Consider the following 16,707-nt stretch of genomic DNA (forward strand, 5'->3'; position numbering starts at 1 on the left):
GCCGCGACCCTACGCTGCGGGTGTACTCCGCGTCTATACACTCAGAGAATAGTGGGGTCGAAAACACCGCCGACCGGGCCTTCCGGACCGATCGGCGGTGCGGGGACGGTGCCCTGACGACCGGTCAGACGTCCAGGTCGACCACGACCGGGGCGTGGTCGGAGGTGCCCTTGCCCTTGCGGGCCTCGCGGTCGACGTAGCTGTCGGTGACGGCGTCGGCGAACGGCTTGTTGGCGTAGGTGAGGTCGATGCGCATGCCGCGGTTCTTCGGGAACGCGAGCTGGCGGTAGTCCCAGTAGGTGTAGGGGCGGTCGTACTTGAGGGGGCGGGGCACGACGTCCTGCAGCCCGATCTCCTGGAGGGCGGTGAGGGCGGCGCGCTCGGGCGCGGTGACGTGGGTCTGGCCCTCGAAGGCCGCGACGTCGAAGACGTCCTCGTCGGCGGGGGCGATGTTGAAGTCGCCGAGCACGGCGAACGGGCGGGCGCCGGCGGCGTCCTCCCGGGTGGCGTCGCGCAGCGCGGTCAGCCACTCCAGCTTGTACCGGTAGTGAGCGTGGTCGACCTCGCGGCCGTTGGGCACGTACACCGACCAGACCCGGACCGGGCCGCAGGTGGCGGCGACGGCGCGGGGCTCCACGACGGGCAGCATCGCGTCGTCGGCGAGGAAGCCGGGCTGGCCGGGCAGGTCGCGGACCACGTCCTCCAACCCGATCCGGGAGAGCACCGCGACGCCGTTCCACCGCCCGGTGCCGTGCGCCGCGGACTCGTAGCCGAGTTCGCCGACCGCCTCGGCGGGGAACGCCTCGGTGCTGCACTTGAGTTCCTGCAGACAGAGCACGTCCGGCTTGGCGGACTCCAGCCACTCCAGCAGCTTCGGCAGCCGGGCGGTGACGGAGTTGATGTTCCAGGTGGCGATGCGGACGGTCACGGCGGCCTTCCCTAGGCGAGCGGACGGACGGGGCCCCGCGGGCGGGCACCCCGTCCGAACATACCGCCCGTCGCCGACAGCACCGGGCAGGTCGCGCTCACCCGGACGTCCGCCCGGGCCCCGGTGTTCAGCGCGAGGGCCGCACCACCGCCGCCGCTCCCCCGCCGCGCCGGACCGGTTCGGCCGCGGCCAGCCACCGCCCGTCCGGCAGCCGCTCGACGCCGGTGGCCGCGCCGATCTCCGGGACGGTCGCGAAGACGTGGCCCATCGCCTGCAGCCGGGCCGCCTCGGGCGAGGCCAGGAACGCCGGTTCGGCCTGGGTCGCGGCGGTGTTGCGCTGGCTGGCGCGCGGCGCGGCGATCGCCTGTTCCAGCGTCAGACCGCGGTCGATCCGGCCGGTGAGCACCTGCAGCACCGTGGTGATGATGGTCGCGCCGCCGGGCGAGCCGGCCGCGAAGTACGGCTGCCCGTCGCGCAGCACGATGGTCGGGGAGATCGACGAGCGCGGCCGCTTGCCCGGCCCGGGCAGGTTCGGGTCCGGGACACCCGGGGTGAGCGGGGTGAAGTTGAAGTCGGTCAGCTCGTTGTTGAGCAGGAAGCCCCGGCCGGGAACGGTGATGCCGCTGCCGCCGGTCTGCTCGATGGTCAGCGTGTAGGCCACCACGTTGCCCCACCGGTCGGCGACCGTCAGGTGGGTGGTCGACTGCCCCTCGTACGGTTCGGCCGCGGGCTGCCCGCTGCTCGCGCAGGCCGCCGGGTGGTACGGGTCGCCCGGGGCGAGCGGGCTGGTCAGCGCGTGGTCGGGGTCGATCAGGCAGGCGCGGCTCGCCGCGTAGCCGGGATCGAGGAGTTGACGGGTCGGCACCTGCTGGGCCCGCGGGTCGCCGACCCACCGGTTGCGGTCGGCGAACGCGATCCGGCTCGCCTCCAGGAACCGGTGGTCGTACCGCACCGGATCGGCGAGGCTCCCCCGGTCGGCCCCCGCCATGACGTTCAGCGCCTCACCGACGGTCGTCCCGCCCGAGGAGGACGGCGCGATGCCGTAGACGTCCAGCCCCCGGTAGCTCACGTGCGTCGGCTCCTGCTCGCGCACCTGGTACCCCGCCAGGTCCCCGGCGTCGATCCGCCCCGGCCGGGCGTTGCGACCTGACGCCGGATCGACCGGCGGGTGCTGCACGGTCCGGACGACGTCCGTACCGATCGCCCCGCGGTACAGCGCGGCGGTGCCCTCCCGCCCCAACTGCCGGTAGGTCGCCGCCAGATCCGGGTTGCGCAGGGCGCTGCCCACGACCGGGAGCTGACCGCCCGGCAGGAACAGCTCCCGCGTCGCCGGGAAGTCCTTGAACCGCGCCTGGTTGGCCGCGGTCTGGTCCTGGAAGGTCTGGTCGACGGTGAACCCGCGGTCGGCGATCCGCTCCGCGGGCTTCAACGCCTCCCCCAACGAACGGGTCCCCCACCGCCGCAACGCCTGCTCCCAGGTCGCCGCGGTACCCGGAACGCCGACCGACAGCCCGCTGGTCACCGCGTCGTTGAACGGCAGCGGTACGCCGTTCTCCAGGAACAGCGAGGAATCCGCCGTCCGCGAGGCGACCTCCCGGCCGTCCAGCGTGGACACCCGGTGCGTCCTGGCGTCGTAGTACACGAAGTACCCGCCCCCGCCGATACCCGCCGAATACGGCTCGGTGACCCCGAGCGCGGCAGCCGTGGCCACGGCCGCGTCCACCGCGTTGCCGCCCCGCCGCAACACCTCGATCCCGGCAGCCGTGGCATCCGCATCCACACTGGCCACCGCCCCGCCCCACCCCACCGCCTCGGGCGACTTCTCTGGCACGACCTGATCGGCGACGGCGGGCCCCGCGGCAGTGGCCAGCAATCCGGTGACGAGCACGAGTGCGGGAACGAGACGGGCAACGGGTCCCATACGGCCTCCCTGAAACGGCGTCAGTAACCCGTTGTCCCATACATGCCGCACCCCCAGCAAGGGTCCCTCCGGGACCCGTTAGGGGCCCGGGGAACGGCGGGAGTGCGTGGCGGTCGGGGTTCGGGGGCGCTGCAAGGTCTGGGCGCATGGACGTCTCCGAAGACCGTCAGCCGAGTTCAGACCGCACCGCCACCCGCCCCGCAGTTCCGCCCCCAGCCCCAAGGGGGGCCGGGAGGTACCCCCAGAGCCCCTGGACGTTTGCCACTACAGGCCGCGTTCGACCCTTCTGCGCTTGATCGTCCGGAACCGCCGCGCGACCTGCCGCGCCAGGTCCGCCGCGCCGACCAACCCCGCCTCGTTGCCGAGCGCGGCGTGGACGATCGTGGCCTCCGGCCGGAACCCGCGGCCGGTGAGGGTGCGGCGGAAGGCGTCCGTCGCGGGGCCGAGCAGCAGCTCGCCGGCCTCGCTGACGCCGCCGCCCACCACGAACCGGCCGGGGTCGAGCGCGGCGGCCAGATTCGCGATCCCGACCCCGAGCCAGCGCCCGACCTCGTAGAGCAGTTCGACGGCCACCGCGTCGCCGTCCCTCGCGGCCTCGGTGACCAGCGGCCCGCTGATGCCGAGCGGGCTGCCGCCGGCCCGGGCGAGTAGCGGCTGGACCACCGGGGACTCCTCGGCCACCAGCTCGCGGGCCTCGCGGACCAGCGCGTTGCCGGAGGAGTACTGCTCCCAGCAGCCGCGGTTGCCGCACGGGCACCGGTGGCCGCCGGGCACCACCTGCATGTGGCCGAACTCGCCGGCCAGACCGTGCTTGCCACGGTCGACGAAACCGTCCCGGACCACCGCGCCGCCGATCCCGGTGCCCAGGGTGATCATCACCATGTGGTCCTCGCCGCGGCCGGCGCCGAAGCGCCATTCGGCCCAGGCTGCGGCGTTGGCGTCGTTCTCGACCACCACGGGGAAGCGCAGCCGGGAGCTGAGGGCTTCCTGCAGCGGTTCGTTGCGCCAGTTCAGGTGGGGGGCGAAGAGCACCCGGGAGCGGTCGGCGTCCACCCAGCCGGCCGCGCCGACGCCGACCGCGTGCACGTCGTGCTTGTCGGCGAGCTGCAGGACCAGCTCGACGATGACGTCCTCGACGACCTTGGGGCTCTTGCTCTTGTCCGGCGTCTCGGTGCGCAGCCGGTCGATCACCCGGCCCTCGCCGTCGACCACACCGGCCACCACCTTGGTGCCGCCGATGTCCACGCCGATGGTGGGCAGCCGCAGCACGCTGGCCGGGAGGGCGCGGCGGCGGCGTTCGGCACGGGGGCCCAGACCGAGCAGATTCGGCAGGACGGCTGGGCGGTTGGGGCCGCTGGGACTGGTCACGGGGGCTGATGCTCCTCTGTTTGGTAAAGGGCTGCGACCTGGGGCGGGGGGTTCTCAGCGAAGTGGCAGACTTGGGCGGCGAACACACAGCGGATTCTCGAGAAAACGTGATGTTCCTCTCAGGTTTCTACGCCGTTCGGGGGCAACTGATCGTGTGTTCCACGCAGTCTGACAAGTGTGAAGCGCGAACCGGGGGACCATGCCCCGGACGGCCGGACGACCTGATACGAGAGACCCGATGCAGCTGACAGGCACCCCTTTCCTCATCGTCACGATCATTCTCGTGCCGATCTCCGTCACGGCGGCACTGCTGCTGTGGGGGCGGGTGCGCGGTCCGCGACCCCTTCAGGTGCTGTCCAGGATCGCCATGCTGCTGTTCTGTCAGCTCACGGCCGTCACCATGGTGTTCGTCATGGTGAACAACGCCAACCTGATCTACGGCAGCTGGGACGACCTGCTGGGCACCGGCAACCACATCCGCGCGGTGCCGAACGTGCAGGCGGAGACGGGCGGGGCGAGCGGGGCGCCGGCGAACGACGCCAAGCACCCGAAGGTGATCCAGCAGTTCAAGCCGGTCGGCGACCCCAAGGTGCCGAACGACGTACAGACCACCGACCTGAAGGGCGCGGTGTCGGGCGTCGACGGCGAGGTGCTGGTCTGGCTGCCGCCGCAGTACAACGACCCGGCGTTCAAGGACAAGACCTTCCCCGTGGTGGAACTGCTGCCGGGCTGGCCGGGCTCCTCGAAGACCTGGTTCGGCACCCTGAAGGTGTCCGAGCAGTTGAAGCCGATGATGCAGAGCGGGCAGGTCGCGCCGTTCATCCTGGTCTCGCCGCGCACCAACCTGCTGGGCGACACCGTCGACACCGGCTGCGCCGACGTGGCGGGCAAGGTCAACGCCGACGCCTGGCTGTCCCGGGACGTCCCCCAGATGGTGCTGGACAACTTCCGCGCCGACCCGTCCGCCGACCGCTGGGCGGTGGCCGGCTACTCGGCGGGCGCGCACTGCGCGGCCAAGCTGTCCCTGGAGCACCCGAACCGCTACCGGGCCGGCGTCAGCCTCTCGGGCTACAGCGACCCGGCCGCCGAGCCCGCGTCGCTGACCGCCAAGGACCCGCACCTGCGGGAGGTCTCCAACCCGCTGAACATCCTCAAGTCCGCCGCCCAGCCCCCCAAGGTCGCCCTCTACGTCAGCGGCAACAAGGGTGACGGCCTGGAGGCCGGCGAGGCCCTGAAGGCCGCCGCCAAGACCCCCACCACCGTCAACGTGGTGGAGACCACCGGCGCCCACAGCAGCGACGTCTGGAAGCCCATGGTCCCCGGCGTCTTCACCTGGCTGACCTCGATCATCCCCGTCCAGCACTGACCCCGTCCCACCCCCGAAGGGCCCGGCCACCAGGCAGGGCCCTTCGGCGTGTTGACGGCCCGTCAGGCGAGTTCCAGGGCGAGGTAGAAGTCGACCCGGTCCTCCAGGCGGGAGAGGTCGCGGCCGGTGAGTTCCTCGATGCGGCCGATGCGGTAGCGGAGGGTGTTGACGTGGACGTGGAGCTGGGCGGCGCAGCGGGTCCAGGAGCCGTCGGAGCGGAGGAAGGCCTCGAGGGTGCGGACCAGGTCGGCCTGGTGTTCCAGGTCGTAGGCGATGACCCGGTCGAGGAGGCGGCTGCGGAAGGCTCGGCGGACCTCGTCGGGGACGGCGGCCAGCAGCAGGACGTGGGAGGCGAGCTCCTCGGGGCCGGCCACGCAGACCCGGCCGACCCGGGCGGCGGCGATCCGGCGGGCGTGCCGGGCCTCCTCCAGGGCGCCGCGCAGGCCGGCCGACTCGGCGGCGGGCGCGCAGACGCCGAGGGTGATCCGGCCTTCGGAGCCGAGGCCGGCCTCCAGCGGGGCGAGCAGGGTGCGGATCGCGTCGGCCGGCACCGGCACGTCGAGCGCGGGCAGGACGACCACCGCGCCGGTCGCACCGTGGGCGGCGACCAGGGCCCGGTCGGTGGCGCCGGCCAGGGCCTCCTCGAGGATCGGCCGTAGCGCGCCGTCGGGCAGGCCGGTGGATTCGGCGCTGAGCACCAGCCACTGCGCGCTGTCGTCGCTGTCGCCGGCGCCCTCGTAGCGGGTGGCCATGGTGCTGGAGGCGTGCAGGGCGCGGCCGATCTCGCCGGGGTCGGCGTCGCGCTGAAGGAGCGTCAGGACCTCGTCGGCGATCCGGCGGCGCAGCCGTCGGCCCTCGTCGCGGCGGGTGCGCTCGGCGGCGACCAGCCGGGCGAGGTTCTCGGCGAGCTGCTGCCGCTTGGGCGTCCATTCGGTGACGTCGCCGGCCACCACCAGGAGCCAGTCGGCGAGCGGGGCCTCGTCGGCGGGGTCGACGGCGGCGGGCAGCAGGGAGTAGGCGCCGCCGGCCAGCCGGGCGCGGTGCGGGGGTCTGCGGCGCTGGCGCTGGGCGGCGAGGTGGGCGCGGGCGAGCTGGTCGCGGTCGGTGGGGGTGAGCCGGTCGGTGGGTCCGGCGACCACCCGGCCGGTCGGGGTGAGCACCCAGCAGTCGAGGTCGAGGTCGCCGCCGAGCAGGTCGAGGACGGCGTCGAGGCCGCCGCCGCCGGCCGCGGAGACCAGCAGGCGGTGCCGGTCGACCAGCGCGGCGAGGTCGGCGGCCCGGTCGGCGGAGACCTGCCGGCCGACGTACTCGGTGACGGTGCCGAAAGCGATGTCGTCGGGGACGACGAGCAGCGGGATGCGGTGCCGGCGGCAGGCCTCGGTGAGGTCGTCCGGGACGGGGCCGACCTCGGCCTCGCCCGCGCCGAGGGCCGCGGCGCCGCCGGCCACGACGGTGCGCACGAAGCGTTCGGAGTCGGCGGGGGCGGTGCGCCAGAGCATGCCGGTGAGGACCAGTTCGCCGCCGTGCAGGTACCGCCCGGGGTCCTGGAGGTCGGTGGTCATCACTCCGGTGACCTGCCGGTCGAGCTCGTCCTCGCCGGCGAGCAGGCGCAGCCGGGGTGCGCCGGGGGCGAGCAGGTCACGGACGCGCATGGGCGCCTCCCAGGGGGTGCGAGGGGGTGAGGGTGGGGTGCTGCTGATGGGGTGCCGGGGGGTGGATCAGGCTGGGACAAGGGGATGAAAAGAGTGGGTGGGTTGGCCCAGTGTGCACGAGGTGAGCTGGGCGATCGTCCACCTTAGAGGAACGTACAGGACGGTACTGCGGCACGCCGCCGGGCCTCATGCCATCGGTGACTGCCAGTGGGCCCCGTCACAGCGGTTCACTGGCCACATCCCGCCGGACACACCGCGGTGACCGGGACTCAACGCCGTGGCAACACGGCGGTTGCACAGTCCGGAACACCGGCCAGGGCGCAGTGCCCACGTCCGGTTGGCGACGACTTGAGGAGACACCCGCATGGAGTTCCTTCGGCCCGCTACCTGGGACGAGGCACTCGCGGCGAAGGCTGAGCACCCCACCGCGCTGCCGATCTCGGGCGGCACGGACGTCATGGTCGAGATGAACTTCGACGTGCACCGGCCATCCGCGATTCTCGACCTGAACCGCATCACCGAGCTCACCGAATGGAGCACCGACGGCGCCACCGTGCGCCTGGGCGCCTCGGTGCCGTACGCCCGGATCATCGACGAGCTGTCGACCGAGCTGCCGGGCCTGGCGCTGGCGGCGCACACCGTCGGTTCGCCGCAGATCCGCAACCGCGGCAGCGTCGGCGGCAACCTGGGTGCGGCCTCGCCCGCCGGTGACTCGCACCCGGCGCTGCTGGCGGCCGGCCGGGACGTGTTCGTGGAGGCGCACTCGGTGCGCGGCGTGCGGCTGATCCCGATCGACGAGTTCTACGTCGGCGTGAAGCGCAACAGCCTGGCCGCGGACGAGCTGATCGGCGCGGTGCACATCCCGGTCGCCGACGGCCCGCAGCAGTTCTCCAAGATCGGCACCCGCAACGCGATGGTGATCGCGGTGTGCGCGTTCGGTTTCGCGCTGCACCCGAAGAACGGCACCGTCGGCACCGGCATCGGCTCGGCCGCCCCCACGCCGCGGCGTGCCGTGGAGGCCGAGGAGTACCTGCAGGGCGTGCTCGCCGAGCGCGGCCTGTGGGAGACCGGGGAGCTGCTGGGCGCGGAGGTGATCCAGCGCTTCGGCGAGCTGGTGCGCGCCGCCGCCTCCCCGATCGACGACGTCCGGGGCACCGCCGACTACCGGCGGCACGCGCTCGCGGTGATGGCGCGACGCACCCTGACCTGGACCTGGAACGACTACCGCAAGCAGATCAGGAGCGCGGCATGAGGGTCACGTTCACCGCCAACGGCAAGCCGGTCGAGGCCGACGACGTGTGGGAGGGCGAGTCCCTGCTGTACGTCCTGCGCGAGCGGGTCGGCCTGCCCGGTTCGAAGAACGCCTGTGAGCAGGGCGAGTGCGGCTCCTGCACGGTCTACCTGGACGGGGTGCCGGTCTGCTCCTGTCTGGTCGCGGCCGGCCAGGTCCAGGACCGCGAGGTCCGCACCGTCGAGGGCCTGGCCGAGGAGAACGGCGAGCTGGGCCTGGTCCAGCAGGCGTTCGTGGACGCGGGCGCCGTGCAGTGCGGCTTCTGCACCCCGGGCCTGCTGGTGCAGACCGACGCGCTGCTGGAGAAGGACTCGCAGCCCAGCGACACCGACATCCGCGAGGCGCTGTCGGGCAACCTGTGCCGCTGCACCGGCTACGAGAAGATCATGGACGCGGTGCGGCTGGCCTCGGCCCGCAAGTGCGCCGGCGAGGGGGCCGTGAAGTGAGCACCCGTACCATCCAGGGCCAGAAGAACCTGCAGAACATCAACCAGGCGTCGAAGGACGGCATCGGCGGCTCCCCGCTGCGCCCCGACGGCACCCTGAAGGTCAAGGGCGAGTTCGCCTACTCCTCGGACATGTGGCACGAGGACATGCTGTGGGGCATGGCGCTGCGCTCGCCCCACCCGCGCGCCAACATCCTCTCGGTGGACATCTCCGAGGCGCTGAAGGTGCCCGGCGTGTACGCGGTCCTCACCCACCAGGACATCCCGGGCGAGAAGTACTACGGCCTGGAGATCGCCGACCAGCCGGCCCTGGCGATCGACAAGGTCCGCTACCACGGCGAGGCGATCGCCCTGGTCGCCGCGGACCACCCGGAGACGGCTCGCCGCGCGGTGAAGAAGATCAAGGTCGAGTACGAGGTGCTCACCCCGATCACCACCGAGGAGCAGTGCCTCGACCCGGAGACCCACGGCTACGTGCACGAGCCGCACGAGTACAAGTCGCACGGGTACGGCAACATCTGCCACGAGCAGAAGCTGGTCTACGGCCTGGGCGTGACCGACGAGGTGCGGGCGCTGGCGGACGTGATCGTCTCCGGCGAGTACGAGGTCGGCATGCAGGACCAGGCGTTCCTGGGCCCGGAGTCCGGCCTGGCGGTGCCCGCCGAGGACGGCGGTGTCGACCTGTACATCGCCACCCAGTGGCTGCACGTGGACCGCCAGCAGATGGCGCCCGTCCTCGGCCTGCCGCAGGAGAAGGTGCGGCTGACCCTGGCCGGCGTCGGCGGCGCGTTCGGCGGGCGCGAGGACCTGTCGATGCAGATCCACGCCTGCCTGCTGGCGCTGCACACCGGCAAGCCCGTCAAGATCGTCTACGCCCGCGACGAGTCGTTCTTCGGCCACGTCCACCGCCACCCGGCGAAGATGCACTACGAGCACGGCGCCACCCGCGACGGCAAGCTGGTCTTCGCGGACTGCCGGATCGTGCTGGACGGCGGCGCGTACGCCTCCGCCTCGCCCGCGGTGGTCGGCAACGCCGCCTCGCTCGGCCACGGCCCGTACGTGATCCCGAACGTGAAGATGCACGCCATCGCCCTGTACTCCAACAACCCGTCCTGCGGCGCGATGCGCGGCTTCGGCGCGGTGCAGGCGGCGTTCGGCTACGAGTCGCAGATGGACAAGCTTGCCGCCGAGCTGGGCATGGACCCGGTGGAGCTGCGGCAGCTGAACGCCGTCACCCAGGGCGACCTGATGCCCACCGGCCAGGAGATCGACGCGCCCGCGCCGGTCGCCGAGCTGCTGCAGCGGGTCAAGGACATGCCGCTGCCGCCGCCGCTGGACCTGGAGCACCTGGACGTGCGCACCCTGCCGGGCGCGCTGTCCAACACCACCCACGGCGAGGGCGTCGTACGCGGCGTCGGCTACTCGGTCGGCATCAAGAACGTCGGCTTCTCCGAGGGCTTCGACGACTACTCCACCGCCAAGGTCCGCCTGGAGGTGATCGGCGGCGAGCCGGTCGCCATGGTGCACACCGCGATGGCCGAGGTCGGGCAGGGCGGCGTCACCGTGCACGCCCAGATCGCCCGCACCGAGCTGGGCGTCGAGCAGGTCACCATCCACCCGGCCAACACCGAGGTCGGCTCGGCCGGCTCCACCTCCGCCTCCCGGCAGACGTACATGACGGGCGGCGCGGTGAAGCTCGCCGCCGAGGCGGTGCGCCACGCGCTGATCGAGAAGGGCCGCCGGCGCTACGGCTGGACCCAGAACGACATCGTGCTGATCGGCGGCAAGGTGGTCTCCGAGTCGGCGGGCGTGCTGGTGTCGATGGTCGACCTGCTCGGCGACGACGCCATCGTGCAGACCCGCGAGCACCACCACCGGCCCACCGTTCCCTTCGACAAGGAGACCGGCCAGGGCTTCGGCCACGTCCAGTACACCTTCTGCGCCAACCGCGCGGTGGTCGACGTGGACGTCGAGCTGGGCCTGGTGAAGGTGGTCGAGCTGACCGCCGTCCAGGACGTCGGCAAGGCGCTGAACCCGCTCTCCGTGGTCGGCCAGATCCAGGGCGGCTGCACCCAGGCGCTCGGCCTCGCGGTGATGGAGGAGATCGTGGTCAAGGACGGGAAGGTGCGCAACGCGTCCTTCACCGACTACCTGATCCCGACCATCCTGGACACCCCGCCGATCCCGGTGGAGATCCTGGAGCGCCCGGACCCGAACGCCCCGTACGGACTGCGCGGCGTCGGCGAGGCCCCCACCGTCTCGGCCACCCCGTCGATCGTGGCGGCGATCCGCAACGCGACCGGCAAGGCGCTGAACCGGATCCCGGTCCGTCCCGAGCACCTCACCGACACGCTCTGACGGACCCTCAGACGTCCCCGGGGCGGGGTTCCCGTCTTCCCGCCTCCGCCCCGGGGCCCCTGCCGACAGCCACGCCGGGCCCGGCAGAGCGCACCACCCCCACGTGAGTCGAACAGTCCCCCTGCGCCCTCCCTATGACAGGCAATCAGGTCGGCTCGCCCACCCCAACCCCCTTTGAACCTTGGGAGTGGACATGACCCGGACCTCCACGGAGCCCGGCCCCACCGAAGCGGCCCCCACCGCGCCTGCAACTCCGCCACGCAACGCCCTTGACGCCTACTTCAAGATCTCGGCGCGCGGCTCCACCCTGGGCAACGAGCTCCGCGGTGGTCTCACCACCTTCATGGCGATGGCCTACATCGTCCTGCTCAACCCGATCATCCTGAGCGGTGCGGACGTCACCGGCGCCAAGCTGAGCCACGCCCAGCTGACCACCGCGACCGCGCTGGCCGCCGCGGTGACCACCATCCTGATGGGCGTGGTCGGCAACGTGCCGCTCGCGGTCGCGGCCGGCCTGTCGGTCTCCGGCGCGATATCCGCGCTGGTGGCACCGCACACCACCTGGGCCCAGGCGATGGGCCTGTGCGTGATCTACGGTCTGCTGATCGTGCTGCTGGTGGTCTCCGGCATGCGCGAGAAGATCATGAACGGCATCCCGCTGCCGCTCAAGCACGCCATCACCATCGGCATCGGCCTGTTCGTGGCGATCATCGGCTTCTACAAGGCCGGGTTCGTGCACACCGGAGGGCCCACCCCGCTCTCCCTCGGCCCGTTCGGCGAACTGCAGGGCTGGCCCGTCCTGATCTTCTCCGTCACCCTGCTGACCATCTTCGTGCTGCTGGCCCGCGGGGTGCGCGGCGCGATCCTGATCGGCATCGCGGCGGGCACCGTGGTCGCGCTGGTCGTCAACCAGGCGGCCGGGCTGACCGCGAAGGACTGGGGCGGCTCCGCCCCGACCTGGCCGGGCTCCCCGGTCTCCGCGCCCGACTTCGGGCTCTTCGGCCACGTCGACCTGTTCGGCGCGTTCGGCTCGCACGGCCTGGGCGCGATCAGCGCCACCGTCGCGGTCTTCACCCTGGTGCTGGCCGGCTTCTTCGACGCGATGGCCACCATCATCGGCGTCGGCACCGAGGCCGGACTGGCCGACTCCAAGGGCCGGATGCCCGGCCTGTCGAAGGCGCTGTTCATCGACGGAGCGGGCGGCGCGATCGGCGGTGTGGCCGGCGCGTCCGGGCAGACCGTGTTCGTGGAGTCCGCCACCGGCGTCGGCGACGGCGCGCGCACCGGCCTGGCCTCCACCGTCACCGGCGGCATGTTCGCCCTGATGCTGTTCTTCTCCCCGGTCGCCGCCGTGGTGCCGGTCCAGGTCGCCTCCGCCGCACTGGTGGTGATCGGCTCGATGATGATGAGCCAGGCCCGGCACATCGACTGGTCCGACCGCGAGATCGCCATCCCGGCGTTCCTCACCTGCGTCCTGATGCCTTTCACCTACAGCATCACCGCCGGTGTCGCCGCGGGCGTCATCTCGTACACCGTCATCAAGGCCGGCACCGGCAAGTGGCGCGAGCCCGGCCCGCTGATGTGGATCCTGACCGCGGTCTTCGTGGTCTATTTCGCCCTCGTCCCGATCAAGTCGTGGCTGGGCGTGCACTGATCACCACCCGCCGCCCCACCGGAGCGATCCGGTGGGGCGGCACCTCCCGTTGCACACTGGACTGGTACCGCAAGGAGCACCTCGTGCAGGACATCGCCGCGCAGCTTCAGGCCTGGCACGCCGCCGGGCGCCCCTTCGCCGTGGCCACCGTGGTCGGCGTCTCCGGCAGCGCACCGCGCGACCCGGGCGCGGCGCTGGCCGTGGACGCCGACGGCGAGGCGGTCGGCTCGGTCTCCGGCGGGTGCGTCGAGGGCGCGGTGTACGCGCTCTGCGAGACCGCCCTGCAGACCGGCGAGCCCGTCCTGGAACGCTTCGGGTACAGCGACGAGGACGCCTTCGCGGTCGGCCTGACCTGCGGCGGACTGCTCGACGTCTTCGTCCAGCCGATCACGCCCGGCGCCGACCCCGGCCTCGACGCCGGCGTCGCCTACATCGCCTCCGGCACGCCGGTCGCCCTGGCCCGGATCATCGACGGGCCGCCCGCGATGCTCGGCGCCACCGTCGCGGTCACCGCCGACGCCCACCACGGCACCCTCTCCTCCTTCCCGCTGGAGCGCGCCGTGGTCGCCGAGGCCCGCGCGATGCTCGGCGCCGGCCGCACCGGCCGCCTGGTCCTCGGTCTGGACGGCCGGCCCTGCGACTCCGACTCCTCCGGTACCGTCACCGTCTTCGTCGAGGCGTACGTCCCCGCACCCCGCATGATCGTCTTCGGGGCCATCGACTTCGCCTCCGCGGTCGTCAAGATCGGCAAGTTCCTCGGCTACCACGTCACCGTCTGCGACGCCCGGCCGGTCTTCGCCACCCGCCGGCGCTTCCCCGAGGCCGACGAGATCGTCGTCGACTGGCCGCACCGCTACCTCGACACCCAGCTGGACCGCCTCGACGGCCGCACCGTCCTGTGCGTCCTCACCCACGACGCCAAGTTCGACATCCCGCTACTGGAACGCGCCCTACGCCTGCCCGTCGCCTACGTCGGCGCCATGGGCTCCCGCCGCACGCACCGCGACCGCAACACCCGCCTGCGCGAAGTCGGCCTCACCGAGCCCGAGTTGGCCCGCCTCCACTCCCCCATCGGCCTCGACCTCGGTGCCCGCACCCCCGAAGAAACCGCCGTCTCCATCGCCGCCGAACTCATCACCCTCACCCGCGGCGGCTCCTGCCTCCCCCTCTCCGCCACCACGGGCCCCATCCACCACGACCTGGCCCCGACGTCCCCTGACGCCACGTCACACGCGGCCTGACACGACCTCACCATTCCCAGGACGGCTGCGTATCGGGCAAGCCGCCTTGTCCGGCTTGTCGAAGGTCGCTCCGAACGTCGCCACGGCTGCCACGCTGTGAGAGCCGGGGGAAGGTTTCGATCATGGAGTCCAATGGGATCTCGCCCCGAGGAAGAACTGTCCGCGACCAAGCGGCGTGTTGCCGCCGCCGCGCCGGGGCCATGGGTCGGCTGGATGGAGAGTCGGCACGGGATCGGCGGCACAACGAGATCAGACGGCTCCGGGCCACTCTTGAGCGATCACAGCCGGCCGACTGACGAGTGCGCCGGGCGTGTCTCAGCCGGACATGGCGAGAGTGTGTAGCCATGCGACGCCGAGCGCGGCGTGGTGCACCCGGGCTCCGTGCAGGTGGCAGTCGCGGAGGTTTTCCAGTTCTTCATCCGCAACAAGACATGCTCGACCCGCGCGCGAGCCCTGCGGTGGACGGCGTTGTCGGCGTCCTGTCCGGCTGTGAGGTGCTCTCGTCCGCGACGGCGCCGGTGCGCGCGGGTCTACGTCGGACTCGGCGAAGGCCCGGCAGTCATTGCGGTTGAAGACCGCCCTGCTGATGCGCCGGACTCTGCCCCCCGCTGCGTGTCCCGCGGGTGCTCGGCGTCGACGACTTCGCCCTCAAGCGCCGGCATCGCTACGCGACCGTGATCATCGACGGCGAGACCGGCGAGCGGATCGACGTCCTGCCCGGCCGCACCGCCCAGACCCTGACGGGCTGGCTGCGCGAGCACCCAGGGATCGAGCACGTCTGCCGGGACGGCTCGGGCTGCTACGCCGAGGCAACCCGCCAGACGCTGCCCGACGCGGTGCAGGTCCGACAGGTGGCTCCTCTGGTCCAACCTGTGCGGCATGGTCCTCGCCGAGATCCGCTCCCACGCCGCCTACTGAGCCGCTGCCGTGAACCCCGTCCGACCCGGAGACGTACGCGGGCCGGGGTGTGCCACGGCGCGGCGCCGGCCCACTGCCCGATCGCCGCATAGGAACGGGCCCCGGCCAGCACCGCCGACGCCGCGATCAGCAGCACGCCCACCAACGGGTGACGCCATCCGCGCCGGTGACGCGGATCCGACAGCATCCCCAGCCGCTCCACCAGCCCGACACGAGAAGAGAGTTGACGTCTCGGCGGCTTGACGAGGCAGACGGTGGCAGACTGACGGCACATCGAGGCTCCGGTTCAGGGCGACTTCGCAAGGTCACCCCTTCACCGGAGCCTCGACGCATGCGTGACGGGCCACCCGGAGACCTACGCACCGCCGCGACTTGCAGGCTCACGTGCTCACCCGGACTTTGAGACGCTCCTGATCAACGAGCCCGGAACCTTACCGTTTCGAGTCAATAGCGTTTCGGGTCAATATGGACAGGCACCAGACATCCGAAAGGGGCCTGCTGCTCGACGCGACAGGCCCCTAATGGTGCAGCGAAATCAGGTGTGCAACCAGATCCTGCAGGACGGCCCAGTTTGGCGCACCATGACGGTCACTTCTCGGTGACCGCTGTCCTTCGCTCTTACGAAGTACATGTCCTGCTCGCCGCCGGTATGCGTCCAGCCATGCTCCCCGGCGAACACCCTCACCCCCGCGATATCACCTTCGGAGTCGCTTACCGGAACCTCGTGGAGCCCGCTATCTTTGGCGAATCCCGGCACCGCATCACACGGGGTGGAGAACACCGCAGCCATCGGATATTCGCCGTCATGCGACCACGCATAATACCCGACGTCCTCCACCGTGGTCGGCATGCTTATGGAGAAATCCCGAAATGCCTGCGCGATAGTTACGTCGGTGTTCGAGCTCGGAAAGGCGTTGGGGAAGCTCGAAGCCCCCGGCTTGTCGAGCCAGCCGCAGCCGGCAACACTGAACGCTGCGGCTGCAAGAGCAGCGCACACTAGTGCCGGCGCAGCCCACCGTGTCCTGGTCCTGCGAATCTTCATGCTAACCGCCGACCGTATAGGTGTAACGTCCCCAGACGTTGTAGTCCCTGGCCATTCCATCAGAGGTTCGGTCTTCGTCACCAAGCGCCGCTTCCCGCACGCCGACGAGATCGTCGTCGACCGGCCGCACCGCTACCTCGACGCCCAGCTGGACCGCCTCGACGGCCGCACCGTCCTGTGCGTCCTCGCCCACGACGCCAAGTACGACATCCCGCTGCTGGAACCGCCCTGCGCCTGCCCGTCGCCTACGTCGGCGCCATGGGATCGCGTCGCGACATCCCCTGACGCCGCGTCACACGCGGCATGAGCGTAACGCCCGGACTTCCCCCGGAGTGCGAGGAGTACATCACGGGGCAACAGACACGGGCGCACGACCCAGTCGTGACCTTCCGTACGCGGGCGCGGAAAAACAGTCGGGGGGGGGGGGGGGGGGGGGGGGGGGGGGGGGGGTGGGGATGAATGATTTGGTGGCCCAGTAACACCGCCGGGGGTGGTTGTGGGTGTTTAAAGAGTTGTGAGAGCT

At 71.7% G+C, this 16,707-nt stretch carries 11 protein-coding genes and 4 pseudogenes; 8 read left to right on the top strand and 7 right to left on the bottom strand.

Going from position 1 to position 16,707, the window contains the following annotated elements; translation table 11 throughout:
• Positions 1-124: 124 nt before the first annotated feature.
• The 3 genes from ACWD4U_RS29415 to ACWD4U_RS29425 all read right to left on the bottom strand — a co-directional run bounded on the left by ACWD4U_RS29415 (position 125) and on the right by ACWD4U_RS29425 (position 4,217).
• Positions 125-928: an exodeoxyribonuclease III gene (locus ACWD4U_RS29415; RefSeq protein WP_363448695.1), complete on the bottom strand. Its 804-nt coding sequence runs from the start codon at positions 926-928 to the stop codon at positions 125-127.
• A 127-nt stretch (positions 929-1,055) separates the two neighbouring features.
• On the bottom strand, positions 1,056-2,849 hold the full coding sequence (gene ggt / locus ACWD4U_RS29420) for a gamma-glutamyltransferase (protein ID WP_363448693.1): 1,794 nt from the start codon (positions 2,847-2,849) through the stop codon (positions 1,056-1,058).
• 264 nt (positions 2,850-3,113) lie between these two features.
• Positions 3,114-4,217, bottom strand: coding sequence for an ROK family glucokinase (locus ACWD4U_RS29425; protein ID WP_449787348.1), 1,104 nt, complete (start codon positions 4,215-4,217; stop codon positions 3,114-3,116).
• Between the two features lie 283 nt (positions 4,218-4,500).
• Between ACWD4U_RS29425 and ACWD4U_RS29430 the strand changes: the two genes are divergently transcribed.
• On the top strand, positions 4,501-5,583 hold the full coding sequence (locus ACWD4U_RS29430) for an alpha/beta hydrolase (protein WP_363448691.1): 1,083 nt from the start codon (positions 4,501-4,503) through the stop codon (positions 5,581-5,583).
• A gap of 62 nt (positions 5,584-5,645) precedes the next feature.
• Here ACWD4U_RS29430 and ACWD4U_RS29435 read toward each other — a convergent pair whose 3' ends face one another.
• Positions 5,646-7,235 (bottom strand): PucR family transcriptional regulator, encoded by a 1,590-nt coding sequence (locus ACWD4U_RS29435; RefSeq protein WP_363448689.1) that lies wholly within the window; start codon positions 7,233-7,235, stop codon positions 5,646-5,648.
• 364 nt (positions 7,236-7,599) lie between these two features.
• Here ACWD4U_RS29435 and ACWD4U_RS29440 point away from each other — a divergent pair, with 364 nt between their 5' ends.
• The 5 genes from ACWD4U_RS29440 to ACWD4U_RS29460 all read left to right on the top strand — a co-directional run bounded on the left by ACWD4U_RS29440 (position 7,600) and on the right by ACWD4U_RS29460 (position 14,224).
• Positions 7,600-8,487, top strand: coding sequence for an FAD binding domain-containing protein (locus tag ACWD4U_RS29440; protein WP_363448687.1), 888 nt, complete (start codon positions 7,600-7,602; stop codon positions 8,485-8,487).
• A complete protein-coding gene (locus ACWD4U_RS29445; protein ID WP_363448686.1) occupies positions 8,484-8,972 on the top strand; it encodes a (2Fe-2S)-binding protein in 489 nt (162 codons plus the stop codon). Before ACWD4U_RS29440 ends, ACWD4U_RS29445 begins: the two co-directional genes overlap by 4 nt.
• The gene (gene pucD / locus ACWD4U_RS29450; RefSeq protein ID WP_363448684.1) at positions 8,969-11,329 is read left to right on the top strand and encodes a xanthine dehydrogenase subunit D; all 2,361 of its coding nucleotides are present in this window, start codon (positions 8,969-8,971) and stop codon (positions 11,327-11,329) included. Before ACWD4U_RS29445 ends, pucD begins: the two co-directional genes overlap by 4 nt.
• A 193-nt stretch (positions 11,330-11,522) precedes the next feature.
• On the top strand, positions 11,523-12,983 hold the full coding sequence (locus ACWD4U_RS29455; protein ID WP_363448682.1) for an NCS2 family permease: 1,461 nt from the start codon (positions 11,523-11,525) through the stop codon (positions 12,981-12,983).
• A gap of 83 nt (positions 12,984-13,066) precedes the next feature.
• Positions 13,067-14,224: an XdhC family protein gene (locus tag ACWD4U_RS29460; RefSeq protein WP_363449313.1), complete on the top strand. Its 1,158-nt coding sequence runs from the start codon at positions 13,067-13,069 to the stop codon at positions 14,222-14,224.
• Positions 14,225-14,539: 315 nt separating this feature from the next.
• Here ACWD4U_RS29460 and ACWD4U_RS29465 read toward each other — a convergent pair.
• Positions 14,540-14,794, bottom strand: a pseudogene (locus ACWD4U_RS29465) (IS5/IS1182 family transposase); the annotation flags it as partial.
• Positions 14,795-14,826: 32 nt separating this feature from the next.
• Here ACWD4U_RS29465 and ACWD4U_RS29470 point away from each other — a divergent pair.
• Positions 14,827-15,139: pseudogene (locus ACWD4U_RS29470) on the top strand (transposase); the annotation flags it as partial.
• Between the two features lie 70 nt (positions 15,140-15,209).
• Here the strand turns inward: ACWD4U_RS29470 and ACWD4U_RS29475 are convergent.
• Both ACWD4U_RS29475 and ACWD4U_RS29480 read right to left on the bottom strand, forming a co-directional pair.
• Positions 15,210-15,416: pseudogene (locus ACWD4U_RS29475) on the bottom strand (transposase family protein); the annotation flags it as partial.
• Between the two features lie 261 nt (positions 15,417-15,677).
• Entirely contained in the window at positions 15,678-16,184 is a 507-nt protein-coding gene (locus ACWD4U_RS29480; protein WP_363448680.1) for a hypothetical protein, read from the bottom strand.
• Positions 16,185-16,254: 70 nt separating this feature from the next.
• On the opposite strand from ACWD4U_RS29480, the pseudogene ACWD4U_RS29485 reads away from it, so the two are divergent.
• Positions 16,255-16,457, top strand: a pseudogene (locus tag ACWD4U_RS29485) (XdhC family protein); the annotation flags it as partial.
• Positions 16,458-16,707: the final 250 nt, after the last annotated feature.

This window comes from Kitasatospora sp. NPDC002522 (assembly GCF_053595195.1).

Bases quoted from the DNA above. Each gene is read 5' to 3' on its own strand.
- ACWD4U_RS29480 (WP_363448680.1), bottom strand. From the start codon at position 16,184: ATGAAGATTCGCAGGACCAGGACACGGTGGGCTGCGCCGGCACTAGTG.
- ACWD4U_RS29435 (WP_363448689.1), bottom strand. From the start codon at position 7,235: ATGCGCGTCCGTGACCTGCTCGCCCCCGGCGCACCCCGGCTGCGCCTG.
- ACWD4U_RS29440 (WP_363448687.1), top strand. From the start codon at position 7,600: ATGGAGTTCCTTCGGCCCGCTACCTGGGACGAGGCACTCGCGGCGAAG.
- ACWD4U_RS29445 (WP_363448686.1), top strand. From the start codon at position 8,484: ATGAGGGTCACGTTCACCGCCAACGGCAAGCCGGTCGAGGCCGACGAC.
- ggt (WP_363448693.1), bottom strand. From the start codon at position 2,849: ATGGGACCCGTTGCCCGTCTCGTTCCCGCACTCGTGCTCGTCACCGGA.
- ACWD4U_RS29455 (WP_363448682.1), top strand. From the start codon at position 11,523: ATGACCCGGACCTCCACGGAGCCCGGCCCCACCGAAGCGGCCCCCACC.